Origin of the sequence: Hyphomonas sp. (assembly GCF_041398385.1) — a bacterium.
Lineage (GTDB): Bacteria > Pseudomonadota > Alphaproteobacteria > Caulobacterales > Hyphomonadaceae > Hyphomonas.
In genome coordinates, this window is sequence record NZ_JAWKUW010000001.1 from 59121 (window position 1) to 75989 (window position 16869).

General features: G+C 65.3%; 16 protein-coding genes and 1 pseudogene. 11 read left to right on the forward strand and 6 right to left on the reverse strand.

Going from position 1 to position 16869, the window contains the following annotated elements:
- Positions 1-50 precede the first annotated feature (50 nt).
- From R3C13_RS00300 to R3C13_RS00310, 3 genes are read right to left on the reverse strand one after another with little or no spacing between them, the layout of a single operon-like run.
- Positions 51-1118 carry an MBL fold metallo-hydrolase gene (locus tag R3C13_RS00300; RefSeq protein ID WP_371308788.1) on the reverse strand — a complete coding sequence of 356 codons (1068 nt, stop codon included), beginning with the start codon at positions 1116-1118 and terminating at the stop codon, positions 51-53.
- Between the two features lie 38 nt (positions 1119-1156).
- Positions 1157-1657, reverse strand: a complete 501-nt coding sequence (locus R3C13_RS00305) for a gluconokinase (protein ID WP_371308789.1) — start codon at positions 1655-1657, stop codon at positions 1157-1159.
- Positions 1654-2694 (reverse strand): pseudouridine synthase, encoded by a 1041-nt coding sequence (locus R3C13_RS00310; RefSeq protein ID WP_371308790.1) that lies wholly within the window; start codon positions 2692-2694, stop codon positions 1654-1656. The genes R3C13_RS00305 and R3C13_RS00310 overlap by 4 nt, the downstream gene beginning before the upstream one ends.
- 236 nt (positions 2695-2930) lie before the next feature.
- On the opposite strand from R3C13_RS00310, the gene R3C13_RS00315 reads away from it, so the two are divergent.
- The 3 genes from R3C13_RS00315 to R3C13_RS00325 all read left to right on the forward strand — a co-directional run bounded on the left by R3C13_RS00315 (position 2931) and on the right by R3C13_RS00325 (position 5284).
- On the forward strand, positions 2931-4097 hold the full coding sequence (locus R3C13_RS00315; RefSeq protein ID WP_371308791.1) for an MFS transporter: 1167 nt from the start codon (positions 2931-2933) through the stop codon (positions 4095-4097).
- A 211-nt stretch (positions 4098-4308) separates the two neighbouring features.
- Positions 4309-4518 carry a cold-shock protein gene (locus R3C13_RS00320; protein ID WP_371308792.1) on the forward strand — a complete coding sequence of 70 codons (210 nt, stop codon included), beginning with the start codon at positions 4309-4311 and terminating at the stop codon, positions 4516-4518.
- Between the two features lie 145 nt (positions 4519-4663).
- Positions 4664-5284, forward strand: coding sequence for a YdeI family protein (locus R3C13_RS00325; protein WP_371308793.1), 621 nt, complete (start codon positions 4664-4666; stop codon positions 5282-5284).
- Between the two features lie 2 nt (positions 5285-5286).
- Here R3C13_RS00325 and R3C13_RS00330 read toward each other — a convergent pair whose 3' ends face one another.
- Positions 5287-7059 carry an acyl-CoA dehydrogenase gene (locus R3C13_RS00330; RefSeq protein ID WP_371308794.1) on the reverse strand — a complete coding sequence of 591 codons (1773 nt, stop codon included), beginning with the start codon at positions 7057-7059 and terminating at the stop codon, positions 5287-5289.
- Between the two features lie 116 nt (positions 7060-7175).
- Here R3C13_RS00330 and R3C13_RS00335 point away from each other — a divergent pair, with 116 nt between their 5' ends.
- The 5 genes from R3C13_RS00335 to R3C13_RS00355 are packed head-to-tail and all read left to right on the forward strand — an operon-like array spanning position 7176 to position 12159.
- Complete coding sequence (locus R3C13_RS00335; protein ID WP_371308795.1) at positions 7176-7907, forward strand: YceI family protein; 732 nt, start codon at positions 7176-7178, stop codon at positions 7905-7907.
- A gap of 7 nt (positions 7908-7914) precedes the next feature.
- Positions 7915-9102 (forward strand): cytochrome b/b6 domain-containing protein, encoded by a 1188-nt coding sequence (locus R3C13_RS00340; RefSeq protein ID WP_371308796.1) that lies wholly within the window; start codon positions 7915-7917, stop codon positions 9100-9102.
- Between the two features lie 48 nt (positions 9103-9150).
- Positions 9151-10089, forward strand: coding sequence for an L-threonylcarbamoyladenylate synthase (locus R3C13_RS00345; RefSeq protein WP_371308797.1), 939 nt, complete (start codon positions 9151-9153; stop codon positions 10087-10089).
- Positions 10090-10098: 9 nt separating this feature from the next.
- The gene (locus tag R3C13_RS00350) at positions 10099-10731 is read left to right on the forward strand and encodes an FMN-binding negative transcriptional regulator (RefSeq protein WP_371308798.1); all 633 of its coding nucleotides are present in this window, start codon (positions 10099-10101) and stop codon (positions 10729-10731) included.
- A 24-nt stretch (positions 10732-10755) separates the two neighbouring features.
- Positions 10756-12159, forward strand: coding sequence for an FAD-binding oxidoreductase (locus R3C13_RS00355; protein WP_371308799.1), 1404 nt, complete (start codon positions 10756-10758; stop codon positions 12157-12159).
- Here R3C13_RS00355 and R3C13_RS00360 read toward each other — a convergent pair.
- Complete coding sequence (locus R3C13_RS00360) at positions 12149-13303, reverse strand: alpha-hydroxy acid oxidase (RefSeq protein WP_371308800.1); 1155 nt, start codon at positions 13301-13303, stop codon at positions 12149-12151. The two genes, R3C13_RS00355 and R3C13_RS00360, sit on opposite strands and share 11 nt — an antisense overlap.
- Positions 13304-13396: 93 nt before the next feature.
- Between R3C13_RS00360 and R3C13_RS00365 the strand changes: the two genes are divergently transcribed.
- Positions 13397-13699, forward strand: coding sequence for a hypothetical protein (locus R3C13_RS00365; protein ID WP_371308801.1), 303 nt, complete (start codon positions 13397-13399; stop codon positions 13697-13699).
- Here the strand turns inward: R3C13_RS00365 and mutL are convergent.
- Complete coding sequence (gene mutL / locus R3C13_RS00370; RefSeq protein ID WP_371308802.1) at positions 13696-15552, reverse strand: DNA mismatch repair endonuclease MutL; 1857 nt, start codon at positions 15550-15552, stop codon at positions 13696-13698. The two genes, R3C13_RS00365 and mutL, sit on opposite strands and share 4 nt — an antisense overlap.
- A 251-nt stretch (positions 15553-15803) precedes the next feature.
- On the opposite strand from mutL, the pseudogene R3C13_RS00375 reads away from it, so the two are divergent.
- Both R3C13_RS00375 and R3C13_RS00380 read left to right on the forward strand, forming a co-directional pair.
- Positions 15804-15972, forward strand: a pseudogene (locus tag R3C13_RS00375) (Rid family hydrolase); the annotation flags it as partial.
- A 235-nt stretch (positions 15973-16207) separates the two neighbouring features.
- Positions 16208-16801, forward strand: a complete 594-nt coding sequence (locus R3C13_RS00380) for a cytochrome c family protein (RefSeq protein ID WP_371308803.1) — start codon at positions 16208-16210, stop codon at positions 16799-16801.
- Positions 16802-16869: the final 68 nt, after the last annotated feature.

Consider the following 16869-nt stretch of genomic DNA (forward strand, 5'->3'; position numbering starts at 1 on the left):
CCGGTCGGCAATGCGAAGCGCAAAAACTGTTACGGGCTGTAAAAGCCTTGTTACGCCGTCAGGCTGTACAGGGTGACGCCATCGGGGCCCGGCGCGGCCGTCACCTCACCGCGATAGATCAGGCAGTTGAGGTGGGCGATCGCCTCGCCCGTCGCCATACCCTGCTCGTCGAGGTCGATCTTGCGTCCGAAAATGGCGGTGAACGTGTCGAGCACACGCATCGGACCGTCGCTGAGGCGCTGTTTGAGGCGGGTCAGGGCCACTTCATGTCCGTCGATCAGGTGGCGCAGGCGCTTGTGGGCACCCCGGAACGGCTCGTTATGGGCCGGCAGGACCAGCACATCCTCCGGCACGCGGGCGAGCAGCTTCTCACAGCTGGACATCCAGTCGAGCAAGGGGTTGGCCGCCGGCTCGGTCGGGTGGACGGAGACATTGGACGAGATGCGCGGCAGCAGCTGGTCGCCGGAAATCAGGATGTTCCGCGCGGGGCAGAACAGGCAGACATGCTCTGGCGAGTGGCCATGGCCGGTGATGACTTCCCAGGTGTCGCCCGCCATTTCGAACGTGTCGCCATCGCTGAGGCGGAAGAAAGAGTCCGGCAATTGCGAGACAGACCGGCCGAAGCCGCCGAACCGCTTGCGGTAGTCGTCGAGCGCCGCCTCATCCCAGCCGGCCTTGCGGTAGAAGCTGGTGCCGGCTTCGGGCGCCTCGCGGCCGGTATCCGAGACGAGCATCCGGCAGGTGACGTATTCCAGACGGCTCATCCAGAGGTCGCAGCCATGCTTGAAGGTGAGCCAGCCGGCGCAGCCGACATGGTCGGGATGCATATGGGTGACGATCACGCGCTTCAGCGGCTTCTCAGGCGTCACGCGCGGCCCGAGAATGGCTTTCCAGGCATCGCGCGTCTCTTTCAGCGGCATGCCGGTGTCGATGATGGTCCAGCCGTCGCCATCGTCGACCAGCCAGACATTGATGAACTTCAGCGAGAACGGCAGCGACAGGCGTATCCACTGGATGCCGGGCGCAACTTCCAGCATCTCGCCATGGCCGGGGGCGGCCTCCCCATGCGGGTAGTCGAGGCCGGGGCGTTTCGGGGTCTTGGTGGTAAAGCCGTCCATCTGTCGAGGATACGCCGGTTCTCAGGGGCGTCGAGCCGTCACGCCGGGTCAGCCGGCGGCAGCGCCGCGCGGATGGCCGTAACGAGGCAATCGGTGGGCACAGTGCCGTCCATCCGGGCAGCACCGGCCGGAACGGTCAGTGCGGCGAGCTGGCTTTCGAGCAGGCTGACCGGCATGAAATGGCCCTCCCGGCTGGCCATGCGGGCGGCGAGCTGGTCTTTCGGCACATCCAGCCAGATGAAGTGGACGGCGCGGGTGCACTGCGCCTGAAGCGCCGTCTGAACGAAGTCCGTCAGCGCCGAACAGGCCAGCACGACGCGCGGGGCGGGCATCCCGTTCGCGGCGGCCGTCATGGAGGCGACCCAGTCGACACGGTCGGCATCGGTCAGGGGCGTGCCGGCCGTCATCTTGGCGCGGTTCGCGTCGGAATGGTGCTCGTCCGCCTCGATAAAGGGCCAGCCGCCTGCCTCGGCGACGGCGCGGCCGGTCGTGGTCTTGCCGCTTCCGGCGACCCCCATGATGACGACGAGATCTTTCATTTCACGGGTGAGCGCTTGCGGGGCCCGAGCTTCGTGCGCTTGAATTTTGAGCCCTTGGTCGGGTCGACGCGCTTCTCGAACGGCTTGAGTGCCCCTGCTTTTGCTGCAGGTTTGCCGGACGGTTTGCCCGATGGTTTGCCTGATGGCTTTCCGGCGGGCTTCCCTGCCGGGCGTCCGGTGCCGGACCGGGCCGCCGGGCGTGCACCGCGCGCTGGGCCAGGGCGCCTGTCCTGTCTTTCCTCGGATTTTTCAGGGCGCGGCGCGCGCGCCTTCGGCGCTTCGCCCTTCAACAGCGCGTCGCGTTCGCGTCCGCTGAGGGGGCGCCATTTGCCCTCCGGCAGGCCGGCGAGTTCCACCGCGCCGACGCGCACACGAATGAGATCGACGACCCGCAACTCGACCAGCTGGCACATGCGGCGGATCTGGCGGTTGCGCCCTTCCCGCAGCACAAAGCGCAGTTCGTGCGCCTTCACCTGCTCGACCCCGGCCGGCTTCAGCTTGCGGCCGTCAAGTTCAAGGCCGTGGCGCAGGAGGGCGAGCTTGTCGGCCGTCACGTCGCCCTTCACCTTGACCAGATATTCCTTGTCGATCGTGCTCTCCGGGCCGATCAGGGCTTTTGCCAGCACGCCATCTTCAGACAGGATCAGGAGGCCCCGGCTGTCCTTGTCGAGCCGGCCAAGCGGGGCGAGCTTGTTGTAACGCCCTGGAATTGCATGGGCTTTACCGGAGAGCGTGTCTTTCGAGATGAGGCGCACGGCGGGGATTTCGCCGGGTTCGGGCGTGCCGGACACATAGCCCGGCGGCTTGTTGAGGACCACGGTCAACTTGTTGTCGAGCTGGCGGGTCGCCTTCTGCAATAGCGTCAGCATCTGGCCGGATTCGATCTTCTGGCCGGCGATCGCGGCCTCGCCATCGACCTTGACCAGACCGCGCTCGATCAGCGCGTCGGCCTCGCGGCGCGAGCAGACACCTTCCTCGGCCAGCCATTTGTTGATGCGCAGCGGTTCGGCGCCGTCATAGGTTTTGGTCCAGGCCATGTGCCTCTCGCCTTCCGCGCGGGTTAAGTGGGCCCGTCTTATCCCACCCCTTCCATGCCGTGCAACTGTGGGACTGACGGGGCCGCGGCACTCCGGTGAATCCTACGCAGAGGCTACGGGAAGGCTCCGGTAAGACCCGAAAAACCTCGGAATTGGAGGGCTCGGGCCGCCCATTCTGCCCAAATTTGCGGCATCGCTCGACTTGGGCCGCCAACTCCGCCAATAAGCGCGCCTCCATGAAACCGCCCGCCAGCCCCTCCCTCGCCTTCGCGCTGCTGATCCTCGGCACGACCCTCGGCATTGCCGGGACCGACCTCGTGCTGCCTGCGGTGCCGGACCTGCCCGCAACGCCGGGCGGGAGCGCGGCGATGGCGCAGCTTGTGCTGGCCGCCTTTGTGGCGGGCGGGTGCGTCGGCCTTATCCTGTTCGGGGAACTCGGCGCGCGCATCGACCAGCGCGGCCTGCTGGTGTCGAGCCTTGTTGCCTATGCGCTTGTGTCGCTCGGCTGCGCCCTGGCGCCATCCTTGCCGTCGCTGATTGGCCTCAGATTCCTTCACGGGCTCAGTGGCGCGGCGGCGGCCGTGTTCGCGCCGGGCATGATCCGCACGATGTTCGACGCGCGCGGCGCGGTGCGGGCGCTGGGCCTGATGGGGAGCGTGGAATCGCTGACGCCTGCGCTGGCGCCCGTGGCGGGCGTGTGGCTGCTCGCCTTTGGCTGGAACAGTTCTTTCTATGTCATCGCCGTCCTCAGCCTTCTGGTGGCGGGCCTGATCCATCTGAGGCGGGCGAGCCTGCCTGCCCCGCCGCCGACGCGCGGCAAGGGCAGCTATGTCCGCCTGCTGAGCAATCCCGTTTTCCTGCGCTATGCGCTCAGCCAGGCCTGCACGCTGGGCGGCCTGTTGATCTTCGTGTTCGGCGCGCCGGCGATGATGACGAAGGCGCTGGGCGGCAGCCTTGACGATTTCATCCTGATGCAGGTGACCGGCATCGCTTTCTTCATCGTGGGATCCAACATTGCCGGGCGGCTGGTGGACCGGTTCGGGCCCGAGCGGATGATCCTGTTCGGCTCGGCACTGTCGGCGCTCGGCCTGGTCGCTTTGCTGGCCTATGGACTGAGCGGCGGCAGCGCGCCGGTGATGATCGCCGCGCTGTTCGTGCCGGTGAATCTCGGCCTCGGCTTTCGCGGGCCGCCGGGCTTCTTCCGCGCCGTGCTTGCCTCCGGGGGAGACGATGCACGCGGCGCGGCGCTGGTGATCCTGTTCATCCTCGGCACGACCGCCATCGGAACGGCCATTGCCGCGCCGTATGTCACCTTGGGTCTGGCACCGCTGGCGGCCATTGCTGCGGCAGTATCCTGCCTGTCGGTGGCGCTCCTGCTGGCAATGCAACCGCCGAGAACCTGACGGGCGAAACATTTTCCGCACACAAGCAAAGCAGGCCCGCTCTTGTAATGCTGGAAAAAGCCCCTATATCAGGCTTTCGACTTTTTGCCGGACAATCAGGCATCGAATGCCGGGGCCTTCCCCGCCACTTCTTTCAGAGACCTCCACATAAAAATTCGAACTTCCGCGGCCCCGCATATCGCAGGGCGGCACATTTATGCAGGAGTGTTCCATGACCAGTGGCACCGTAAAATTCTACAACGATCAAAAAGGCTACGGCTTTATTGCGCCCGAAGACGGCAGCACGGACGTCTTCATCCATGCAACCGCGCTGGAGCGCGCCGGAATGCGGATCCTGTCGGAAGGCCAGAAGGTGACCTTCACGACGGCGAAAGACGCCCGCAACGGCAAGATTGCCGTCGACACGATCGCCGCCGAATAGTTCGCAAGAGCATTCGACGACAGAAAGGCCGCCTCCTTCCGGGGCGGCCTTTTTCGTTTGAGGCACCAAAAAAATACACCGGCCCGTTGATGCGGCCACATATCTGAAGCAAAAAGTGGCGGTCAGTTTCGGGCAGCCCAGAGCGATGATCCAGGACATTGAGGACTTTTTCGACAAGGGGTGCGGGCGCTGCGAGCGGTTTGCGACGGCAGACTGTTCGGCGCGGACCTGGGAGAAAGGCTTGCGCGCCCTGCGCCGCATCTGCCTTGATGCCGGTCTGACCGAAACGGTGAAATGGGCGCATCCGACCTATATGCACCGTGAGCGGAATATTGCCATCATAGGCGTGTTCCGCGGCGATTTCCGGCTCACCTTCTTCAATGCAGCGCTGATGAAAGACCCCGAAGGCGTGCTGGAAAAGCAGGGGCCGAATTCCCGCCATGCCGGAATGGTCCGGTTCACGGACGCGGCGCAGGCGGACCGGATGGAGCCGGCCCTGCGCGCCTACCTCGCCGAAGCCATCGGCTATGCCGAGGCGGGCATCCTCCCGCCGAAGGAGACGCAGGAACTGGAGCTGCCGGACGAACTGGTCGAGGCGATGGACAGCGATCCTGACCTCGCCGAAGCCTTCCACGCCCTGACGCCGGGCCGGCAGAAGAGTTATGTGATCAACCTGAATTCCGCGAAACAATCCGCAACCCGCGTAGCTCGGATTGCGAAGTTTCGCGAGAAGATCCTTGCCGGCAAGGGCGCTATGGAGCGGTAACCTCAGACCCCGAACAATGCCTCGCTGCTGTCGAGGAAGGCGGAGCCGGCGCCGGTGATGCCGGGGACGCGGCCGGGGGCCATGGCGAGCATGGTTTCGGCGAAGAAGCCGGCGAGCGCAAGATGGCGGGCGCGGGCGTCCATGTCGTCGCCATGCCGGGCGGCAGTCGCCGCGCGTGTCAGGAAGTGGCCGCCGATAACATCGCCAGCGAGAGCGAGGTAGGCCGTGGCCCCCGAGAGCGCCTTGTCCTGGTCGCGTTCCTTCATGGCGCTGAGCATCCAGTCGCTCGCCTCGCGCAGGGCGTCGGCGCCGGCGCGCAGGCGGTCTGCGATCTGGACCAGCTGCGGATCGTTGGTGGCGCGGGCCTCGCGGATCGTAGCGTCGATGTCGCCGAGGATGAGGCGCATGGATTCGCCATTGGTGCCGGAGAGCTTGCGGCCGACAAGGTCGATGGCCTGAATGCCGTTGGTGCCTTCATAGATCGGCGCGATACGGGCGTCGCGGTAGAGCTGGCCGGCGAGGGTCTCGTTCATGAAACCCATGCCGCCATGGATCTGTACCCCGAGGCTGGCAATGTCGACGCCCATATCGGTGGACCAGGCTTTCGCGATGGGGGTGAGCACGTCTTCGCGCAGCTTGGCGGCATGGCGGGCCTGCTCGTCGGCCGCCGAAACGGCAAGGTCTGCCGCAACGCCGGTGGCGTAGCAGATGGCGCGGGCCGCAGCGACGCGGGCGCGCATGGTGGTCAGTGTACGGCGCACATCGGCATGGTGCAGGATCGGCGCGGGGCCGTCGACGCCCTCGGCCTTGCCCTGCTTGCGATCCTGCGCGTACCGGAACGCGGTCTGGTAAGCCGCTTCGCCCACGGCGACACCTTCGAGACCGACATTCAGGCGGGCCGAGTTCATCATCGTGAACATGCAGGCAAGGCCCTTGTTGGCCTCGCCGATCAGCCAGCCGGTGGCGCCGTCATATTCCATGACGCAGGTCGGCGAGGCGTGGATGCCCATCTTCTTTTCGAGGCCGATACATTTCAGGCTGTTGCGCGCGCCGGGGCGACCGTCTGGGCCCAGCAGGAATTTCGGGACGATGAAAAGCGAGACACCGCGCGAGCCGGCCGGCGCATCCGGCAGGCGGGCGAGGACAAGGTGGATGATGTTCTCCGCCATGTCATGGTCGCCCCAGGTGATAAAGATCTTCTGGCCGGAAATGGCGAACGAGCCGTCGCCTTTGGGCACGGCCTTTGACTTGAGGGCGCCGACATCCGAGCCGGCCTGCGGCTCGGTCAGGTTCATCGTGCCGGTCCAGTTGCCGGAGACGAGGTCCGGCAGGTAGGCCTGCTTCTGGGCATCGGTGCCATGGTGCAGCAGCGCCTCAATGGCGCCGAAGCTGAGCAGCGGGCACAGGCCGAAGGCCATGTTGGCGGAATGGATCATCTCCATCACGGCGAGGGCGAGCGCCTTGGGCAGGCCCTGGCCGCCCCATTCCTCCGGCGCCGAAAGCCCCATCCAGCCGCCGTCGCGGAACTGGGCATAGGCCTCGGCAAAGCCGGGCGCGGCGGTGACGCCGGTCTCGTTCAGGATGGCGCCGTGCGCATCGCCCGACTGGTTCAGCGGGGCGAGGACATCACGCGCGAGCTTGCCGGCCTCTTCCAGGATCGGCTCGATCAGGTCCGCGTCATAGGCCTCGAAGCCCGGCAGTCCTTCCAGCTTCTGCAGGCCTGCCACCGCCTGAAGGGTGAAGGCCATATCGGCGACGGGCGCGTCGTAGGGCATGAGAATCTCCCGAAAGTGGGTCAGTTGACATTTGCGTCACCCCTTAGCGCGGGGATGACCCGCCGCCAACTGCGGCCTATATTGCACGAGTCGATTTTCCAGACCGGAGCCTGCTCATGCGCCTTGTCCTTCTTTCCGTTTCCGCCCTTGCCCTGGCAGCATGCAGCCCGGCAGCCGCCCCAACCGCCGCCCCGGAAGCCCCGGCAGCTGCTGAGCCGGTTGCGGAAGCCGCGGCAGAACCGGAAGCAGCCGCCCCGGCGCCAGTCGAGGTGAAGTACCCCAAAGCCGGCACCTACAAGATGGACAAGGGACACTCGGAGATCAGCTGGACCCTGAACCACCTTGGCCTGACCAATTATACGGTTGGCTTCGAGACCTTCTCGATCGACCTCGACCTTGATCCCGCAGACATGTCGCAAACGAAAGTGGCCGTCACGATCGACCCGAAATCCGTCGATCCGATCGAGCCTGACGACTATATGGTGACCCATCCGAACACCGGCTTCACCAGCTGGAAGGATGATCTTGGCCAGTCCGAGCGACTGCTGAACGGGAACACCTATCCCACGATCACCTTTGTTTCCACGAAGGTGAACCAGACCGGGCCCGACACGGCTGAGGTCACAGGAGACCTCACCTTCCTCGGCGTGACCAAGCCCGTGACGCTGGACGTGAAATACAATGGCGTCGTCAATTTCCCCAATGCGCCGGAAATGGACCGGATCGGCTTTTCCGCGACGACGGTGATCAAGCGGTCGGACTTCGGGTCCACGGCCATGGCCGGATATGTCGGTGACGACGTAAAGATCACGGTGGAAACCGAACTGAACGAAGTCATGGCGGAATAGTCCAGCCATGTCCGCCTCATCGTCGCGTTACACCACCGTCGCCATCCTGCTCCACTGGGCGCTGGCCTTCCTGCTGATCTTCATGATCTGGCTGGGCTGGAACATGGAAGACAATGCCAGCCGTTTCCAGCTGCACAAATCGGTGGGCATCTCCATCCTTGTGCTGACGGTGGCGCGCATCCTGTGGCGGGGCATCAATCCGCCGCCGCCGCTGCCGGAAGAGATGTCACCGCGGGAGAAAACCCTTTCGCACCTTGTGCACAAGGGCATGTACGCGCTGATGCTGCTGTTGCCCTTTCTGGGCTGGTTCCTGGTATCGACCTCAAGCAAACCGGTGCCGACGGTCCTGTTCGACACGGTGCGCTGGCCGCACCTTCCGTTTACGGAAGGACTGCGGGGCGGGGTGCTGCATGAAGTGGCGGAGTTCCTGCACTCCAAAGGCGCCTGGGTTCTGATTATCCTGCTGGTGCTGCACGTGGCGGGCGCAGTGAAGCATGAAATCGCCGCGGAGGAAGGCGTGCTGAAGCGGATGTTGCCAGGCCTGTTCGGCAAGGCATCGCCGCCGGCCCGCCGGGGCCGCGGCTATGTGACCGCTTTTGGCGGGGCGCTGGTCTTCTTCGGCATCATCGCCGCGATCCCGCTGCTGAAAAGCGCCGGGGCCACGCCGCCACCGCAGCTGGAAGCCGAGGCCGACGGCATGGTGTCCAATTGGGAAATAAACTCCGACGCCTCGGAAATCGCGTTCGCAGGCCAGTATGAAGGCGCCCCGTTCAACGGGACATTCGGCGCCTGGTCTGCCAGCATCTATTTCGATCCGGACGATCTCGAAGGATCTTCGGCGGAAGTCGTTGTGAGCCCCGGATCAGCCGCAACGGGCAAGAAACTCTATGATGACAGCCTCGCCGAGAGCGAATGGTTCGACGTATCGACCTATCCGACCGCCAAGGTGCATCTCACCAATTTCCAGACGGCGGGCAGCGCCTATCGCGCCGACGCGACCCTGCTGGTGAAGGAGCACGCCGTCACCGTGCCGCTCGATTTCGAGGTCACTATCACGGGCGACACGGCCACCTTCAGCGGTACGGCCGTGCTCTCCCGCAAGGCGCTGAACCTCGGCCAGGCATCAGACCCCGGCGGGGACTGGGTGGGGGATGAGGTGACAGTGACGGTTTCCGGTGCGGCACGTCGAAAATAGGTGAAAGCCCGGCTTCCGGCGGACGCGCGCGGGTGCTAATCGGCGCAAATGACTGCCATCGCGCCCATTCTTCCCGAGACGATCCAGCTCGCCGTGAGCACATTGCGGCGCGGCGGCCTTGTCGCGATCCCCACCGAAACCGTCTACGGGCTGGCCTGCGATGCGACCAATCCGGATGCGGTGGCCCGCCTTTACGAGGCCAAGGGCCGGCCGCGTTTCAATCCGCTGATCGCGCATGTCGCCTCGCTGCCAATGGCACAGAAGGAGGCACAGTTCTCCGCCGCCGCCTCGCACACGGCCGCCATGCTGTGGCCGGGGCCGCTGACGCTGGTGCTGCCGGTGGCCGAAGGCGGGACGGTGTGCGACCTCGCGCGCGCAGGCCTCGACACGATTGCCCTGCGGATGCCGGCCCACAAGGGCGCGCGCGACCTGATCGAAGCCTTCGGCAAGCCGCTGGTCGCGCCGTCGGCCAACCGGTCCGGCCATGTCAGCCCGACCCGGGCCGAGCATGTGAAGGCGGACCTCGACGGCAAGGTCGACCTGATCCTCGATGGCGGACCCTGCGAGAAAGGCATCGAGTCAACCATCGTTTCCTTCGTCGGCGAGCGGCCGCAGCTGCTGCGCGCCGGGGCGCTGGAAACCTCCGTACTCGACAATTTCCTGTTCGGCGGGATTGCGCGCGGCGGCGAGGGCGAAGGCATCACTGCGCCCGGCCAGCTGAAAAGCCACTACGCCCCCGACGCGACCCTGCGCCTCAACGCCGAGACGCCGGAGCCGGGCGAGGGCTGGCTGGGCTTCGGCCCCGGCCCACACATGGGCCTGAACCTGTCACCTTCTGGCGACCTGCACGAAGCGGCCGCGCGCCTTTTCGCGGCGCTGCGCGCCCTCGATGGCCGGTATGACCGGATCGCTGTCGCCCCGATCCCGAATGAAGGCCTTGGCGAAGCGATCAATGACCGGCTCGCCCGCGCCGCGCACCGGGACTAGGGTGCGGTCATGCACCCTGCCCACCTGTTCCACGAGCCCGATCCGGACATTCTGCTGCACCGCATTGCGGCGCATCCCTTCGCCCTGGTGACGGCTGTGCGGGATGGCCGGCCGGTCGCCGCGCACACGCCTGCGCTGGCCGGAAGGGAGGGGGACGCGGTGCGCCTGCGCTTCCACTTGTCGAAAGCCAACCCGGTGACGGAGGCGCTTGTGGGCGGCGCGCCGGCGCTGCTCGTGTTTACCGGGGCACATGCCTATGTCTCGCCCGACTGGTACGGGATGGAAGACCAGGTGCCGACCTGGAACTATGTCTCGGTGGAGGCGGAAGGCGTCGCGGCGCCGGTGGACGATGCGGCAGCGCGCCAGCTGCTGGACGATCTTTCCGTGGCGCACGAGACGCCGCTGCTGCCGAAGCCGGTCTGGCGCCTCGCCAAGATGACGCCGGCGAAGCTGGACGCGCTGCTGCGCGGCATCGTTGCGTTCGACCTGGTGCCGAGCCGGTTCGAGGGCATCACCAAGCTCAGCCAGAACAAGCCAGCCGCGGCCCGCGACGGCGTGATTGATGCGCTGGATGCAACAAAGCGAGATTATGATGTCGCCTTGGCCGACGAGATGCGTAGAATACAAAAGCAAGTGCAATGACCGCCAACTGGCTGGAGTAAGCCCGTGACACAGCTTCCTGATGCATTCCTTTCCGCCGCCAAGGATCTGCTTGGCCCCAAGGGCTGGAGCGACGATCCGGGCAAGCTGGAAGAACACACGACCTCCTTCCGCGCCTTCATGAAGGGCGACACGCCGCTGCTGGTCATGCCGTCCAGCACCGGGGAAGCTGCGGCACTGGTGAAACTCTGCGCTGCGCATGGCGTGGCGATCACGCCGCAGGGCGGCAATACCGGCCTTGTCGATGGCGGCCTGCCGCATGGCGAAGTGTGCGTCTCCATGCGCCGGATGAACCGGGTGCGCAGCGTCGACGTGTTCAATAATTCCATGGTGGTGGAAGCCGGCGCGCCGCTGGTGACGGCGCAGGCCGCCGCCGAGGAGGTGAACCGCCTGTTCCCGCTGTCGCTGGGATCGGAGGGTACGGCAACGATCGGTGGACTGATTTCCACGAATGCGGGCGGCGTCAACGTGCTGCGCTATGGCATGATGCGCGACCTGCTGCTGGGCATGGAAGTGGTGCTGCCGTCGGGCGAGATCTGGAGCGGCCTGTCGGGCCTGCGCAAGAACAATACCGGCTATGACCTGAAGCATCTGTTTGCGGGTGCCGAGGGCACGCTGGGCCTGATCACGGCGGCGACGCTCAAACTGTTCCCGAAGGTGCAGCGCGCAACGGCCTGGGTGACGGTGAAATCGACCGGCGACGTGATCTCCCTGCTCGCCCACATGCGCGAGGTGGCCGGCGACACGATCACCAGTTTCGAGATGATCCCGGCAAACGCCGTCGACATGGTGATCAAGGACATTGACGGCACGCGCGACCCGCTGCCCTCGAACCTCGACTGGCGCGTGTTGATGGAAGTGTCGTTTTCAGATGAGGCGATGGCGCGCAAGACGCTGGAATCGGCACTGGAGTCTGCATTCGAGAAAGACCTCGTGCAGGATGCGGTGATTGCCGAAAGCCTGTCGCAGGCAAAAGCGATGTGGATGGTGCGCGAGACGATCCCGATGTCGAAGCGTGCCTATGGCAACTCGCTGAACCAGGACATTTCCGTACCGGTGAGCAATATTCCCGCTTTCATGGATGCGTGCAATGCGCGCGTGAAAGACGCGCTGCCGACCGCCGGTTTCGTCATCTTCGGCCATGTCGGCGACGGTAACCTGCATTACTCCGTGATCGAACCACCGGAGCTGACCGGCCTCAAGGAAAAGGCTGGCCCGCTGACGCGCATCATCTATGACACGGTGATGGAATATGACGGCTCCATCTCCGCCGAGCATGGCGTGGGCCGGCTGAAGCGGGACGAACTGGCGAGCATCCGCCCGCCGGCCGCGACGGACACGATGCGCGCCATCAAGAAGGCACTCGATCCGCTCGGCATCATGAATCCGGGGCGTGTGGTCAGCGTCTGAGACGCACCAGCGTATCGTCGAGGTCTGAGAGTTTCGGCACGCCGAGCAGGGACAGGCCGCGCTCGACATCATCCTTGAGAATCTGGATGGCACGGGCGACACCCGCCTCGCCACCCGCCGCAAGGCCGTAAAGGTAGGCCCGGCCGATCGCCACGCTGGTGGCCCCGCGCGCGATGAGCTTCAGCACATGGCTGCCCCGCCGCACGCCGCCATCGGCGATGACTTCGATATGGGAATCCACCGCATCGCGCACTTCCGGAACAAGGTCGACCACAGGCACGGACGTGTCGATCTGGCGCCCGCCATGATTGGAAAGCCAGACGGCGGTTGCGCCATGCTCCGTCGCGCGGATCGCGTCTTCCTTCGTGGCGATGCCTTTCACAGCGAATGCGCCGCCCCACTCATTTGCCATCCATTCCGCGTCTTTCCAGGTCATGGTGCGGTCGAACAGATTGTTGATCGTTCCCATGACATCGCCGGCACCCTTGCCGCCGCCGGGATTGCGGAAATTGACGGGGCCGATTTTCGGGCCGGACACGATGTCCCAGAGATAGCCGGGACGGGCGAGCGCCTGCGTCGCGGTCTTCGAGTTGACCTTCGGCGGAATGCTGAAGCCATTGCGCGGATCGCGTTCGCGATACCCGGCGACGGCCGTGTCGACCGTGAGGATACAGCCGGTAAAGCCTGCTGCTTTCGCCCTGGCGAGAAATTCCTTCACGATGCCCCGATCCTTCCAGACATAGATCTGGATGAATTTGGGCACGCCCGGCGCCGTGGCGGAAATGTCTTCCAGCGTGCGGCTCGCGAGCGTGGAGGCGGAATAGGCGATGCCCGCCTTCTGCGCGGCACGCGCCACGGCAAGCTCACCCTCCTTCGGCCAGAACAGGCGCGAAGCCGCCGTGGGCGAAATGAAGAAAGGCAACGGATTGGGGTTGCCCATGACCTTGGTGGACGTGTCGATCTTCGAAATGTCGACCAGCGAATTCCACTGCAGCTCATAATCCGCATACCGATCTACCGACCGGCGCAGCGTGATCTCATCCTCCGCGCCACCATCGATATAGTCGAACACCATGCGCGGCAGGCGGGCCTTCGCCAGTGTGCGCAGATCGTCAATATTGATTGCCCTGGATGCCCTGCTCATGGGAGTCTTGTAAGTCCGAATTTGCGGCCCGGCAATCGGGCCAGCTTGCATCCCGTCGCGGCAAGGCTAATCTCGCGGGCGAGGAGACCCATCATGAAATTCCACCTTCCCATGGCCGCCGCCGCGCTGGCCACCCTGACCGCCTGCAATGACATCGGCCCTGGCCCCATTGCCGGCGGGCCATGCTCCTATGACACCTCGATCGTGACCGGCACCGTCATCGAAGTGGATGAGGACGGGGCCCTCCTGATGGGAGAAGGCGGGGAATTCTGGGTTCCCGGGGAATATCTGGGCGCGCTACCTGAAGTGGGCGAGGCGTTGACCTTTCAGCGCGAACTGATCGTCGAAGGCACCTGCACGCCTGAAATCTACACGGTCGTTGCGCCGGACAACTAGCCGCGCCGGCCGAACAGGCGCTCCACATCGGCCAGTTTCAGTTCGACATAGGTCGGGCGGCCATGATTGCACTGGCCGGAATGGGGCGTCGCCTCCATCTGGCGGAGCAGCGCATTCATTTCCTCGGCATTGAGCCGCCTGCCCGCCCGCACCGAGCCGCGGCACGCCATGTTGCCCATCACTTCCTCGAACCTCTCCTTGAGGGCGAGGCCGGCATCATATTCGGCGAAATCATCAGCAAGGTCGCGGATGAGGCCGGCCGTATCCATTTCACCGAACAGGGCCGGGGTCGCGCGGATACAGATGGCGCCTGCCCCAAACGCCTCAATTTCGAGGCCGAGCTCGGCAAGCTCATCAGCGCGCTCCAGCACGCGCGCGGCTTCATCCTCTGTGAGTTCGACAATATCCGGAATGAGCAGCGCCTGACGGCGCACGCCCCCGGCCGCCATCTGGCGCTTCATGTCTTCGTAGACAAGCCGTTCATGCGCAGCATGCTGGTCGACGATGACGATACCGTCCGCCGTCTGAGCGACGATATAGGTCTCGTGCAGCTGTGCCCGCGCGACGCCGAGCGGAAAGTCCTGCGGCGGCCGCGCCGCTTCCGGCTCGAAGCGGGCGCTCGGCGCAAGGTGCGGCGTGTAGGCAGAGGGGGCCTCTGCCATGCCCCCCTGCACCGGGGAAGGGGGGGCGGGATAGATGGGGCGTTGCGCATAGGCCTGCGGGCCCGACTGGAACAGCGCGCCGGTCGGCGCACCTTCCGGCCGCGCCTTGCCAAGCGCAAAGCCCGCGACCGTGGTCGAGGCCCTGTGGCCGGCATCGGCCAGCGAATGGCGCAGCGCGCCGATCATCAGGCCACGGATGTTGCCGGCATCGCGGAAGCGCACTTCGGTCTTCGCCGGATGAACGTTGACGTCCACGAATTCGGGGTCGAGGTCCACAAACAGGGCCGCCATGGGGTGCCGGTCACGCGCGAGGAAATCCTGATACGCCGCCCGGATGACGCCGACGAGCAGCCGGTCCTTCACGGGCCGTCCGTTTACGAACAGGTATTGCATCTGGGCATTGCCGCGATTGAGTGTCGGCAGGCCCGCGAAGCCGGTGAGGCGCACGCCTTCGCGTTCGGCGTCGATCGCAACGGCATTCTCGCGGAACTCCCGCCCCATGATGGCACCCAGGCGCGCCAGGCGCCCGGCGTCACCTTCGGCCTCCGCCGCATAGCGCAGGATATTGCGGCCATTGCTTTCGAGGCTGAAGGCAACCTGCGGGTTTGCCATGGCGAGCCGCTTGACCGCATCGGTGACAGCCATGGTCTCGGACCGTTCGCCCTTCATGAATTTGAGGCGCGCAGGCGTCGCGTGGAACAGGTCGCGCACTTCGATCCGCGTACCGGTCTCTCCGCGCCCGGTAAAGGCGGCGGGCCGGGGACCGTCGATGCGGCCCGCCTCCACGAAGACTTCCGCGGCCTCTTCGCCCGCCGCCCGGGAGATGATCGACATACGGCTGACCGAGGCGATAGACGGCAGCGCCTCACCCCGGAAGCCCATCGTATGGATGTTGAGCAGATCGACCCGGCCATCCGTCCCCGGAACGAGTTTCGAGGTCGCATGACGGTCGAGCGCCAGCAGCAGGTCATCTCCGCTCATGCCGCAGCCGTCATCCTCGATGGTGATGCGCTTCAGCCCGCCCGCCTCGATGGCAATGTCGATCCGCCGCGCGCCAGCATCGAGGGCGTTCTCGGCAAGCTCCTTCACGGCTGCCGCCGGCCGCTCCACGACTTCGCCCGCCGCGATGCGGTTGACGACATCGGGCGGCAGTTTGCGGATCTGGGGCCGGGCGCGCACGGAATCAGGCATCCCCGCACAATAGCCCGGCAGACCGGCTTTGTCGCTCGTCCGGCCCACGATTCCACAAGCACCTGCATTTGCCGGGGTCTAGCCTTTCAAATCTGGCCAGGGAGACGCACGATGAAAAGCGGAGGGGCGACACGACGCGAAGTTATCAATAATTTCGGGCATTTCGGGCATTTCGGGCGGTTAGCGAGGGTTTCAGGTGCCTTCGCCGCAATGCAGGCTTTCGGTCTGGTCGCCGATGCGAGCCAGTGCCGGGCGGACGGCTCGATTTTGCGGGCTTCATGGCCGGCTATTTCGGGATTCTTCCCAACGCCCGAACAGCCGAACAAGCCCGCCCGCGCGGTGGTCGAGGTCTCTGCCCTCATCCGGCCCGGCTGGCGCGTGGAGATCGAGGCGCAGGCCGCCCGCATGCCTGGGCAATAAGGCGCGGCCCTGCGTCAAAAAGCCAATTATCGAAACATTACAAGGCCATAAGAATAGACGCCCCTAGGGGTTTCACCTTATTCTAATATACCAAGTCCTTGTTTTTAATTGTGTTTCCACACCACGCCGCTCCACGCATGCCCGATTTGCCAAGCACGGCGTGGCGCGCCAGAATGGCGCGCGAACATCAGCTCGGAGCCTTGATTTTATGCGCATTTCTATGATTTCCGCCTCAATGGTGGCCCTTAGCCTGGCCCTCGCGGCATGCGGCGGCCCGAAAGAAACCACGCCAGCCCCGGCGCCCGCCGCGAGCGAGCCGGCCGTGGAAACCCCGGCAGAGCCGGCCGCTGAACCGGCTCCGGAAGTGACGCCTGAAGCCGCGCCGGCTGAAGAAGCTGCCCCGGCCGAGGAAGCCGCTGCCGAGCCCGCGGAAACGCCTGCCGTTGTCGAGGCTGCTGCCGAAGCGACCGACAGCCCGTTCGCCGCGCTGCCGGCCCCGTACAACACGGCCGACTATAACCGCGGCAAGCGCACGTTCAAACTCTGCCAGTCCTGCCACACTGTGGCCGAAGGCGCCGGCAACCTCGTCGGCCCGAACCTGCACGGCGTGTTCGGCCGCACCGCCGGCTCGAAAGAGGGCTTTGCCTATTCCGACGCGATGAAGAATTCCGGCATCGTGTGGAGCGGCGAAGAGCTCGAAACCTATCTCGAGAACCCGGCGAAAGACATTCCGGGCAACCGTATGTCCTTCGCAGGCGTCCGGAACCCGGCCGACCGCGCCGGCGTCATCGCTTACCTGATGGTTGAGACGGGCTACACGCCGGAATAAGCCTGGCCCACAAAATCCTCCCTGAGGGGCGCAGGAGCCGGAGCCGCAACGCGGGCCGGGGACTGCGC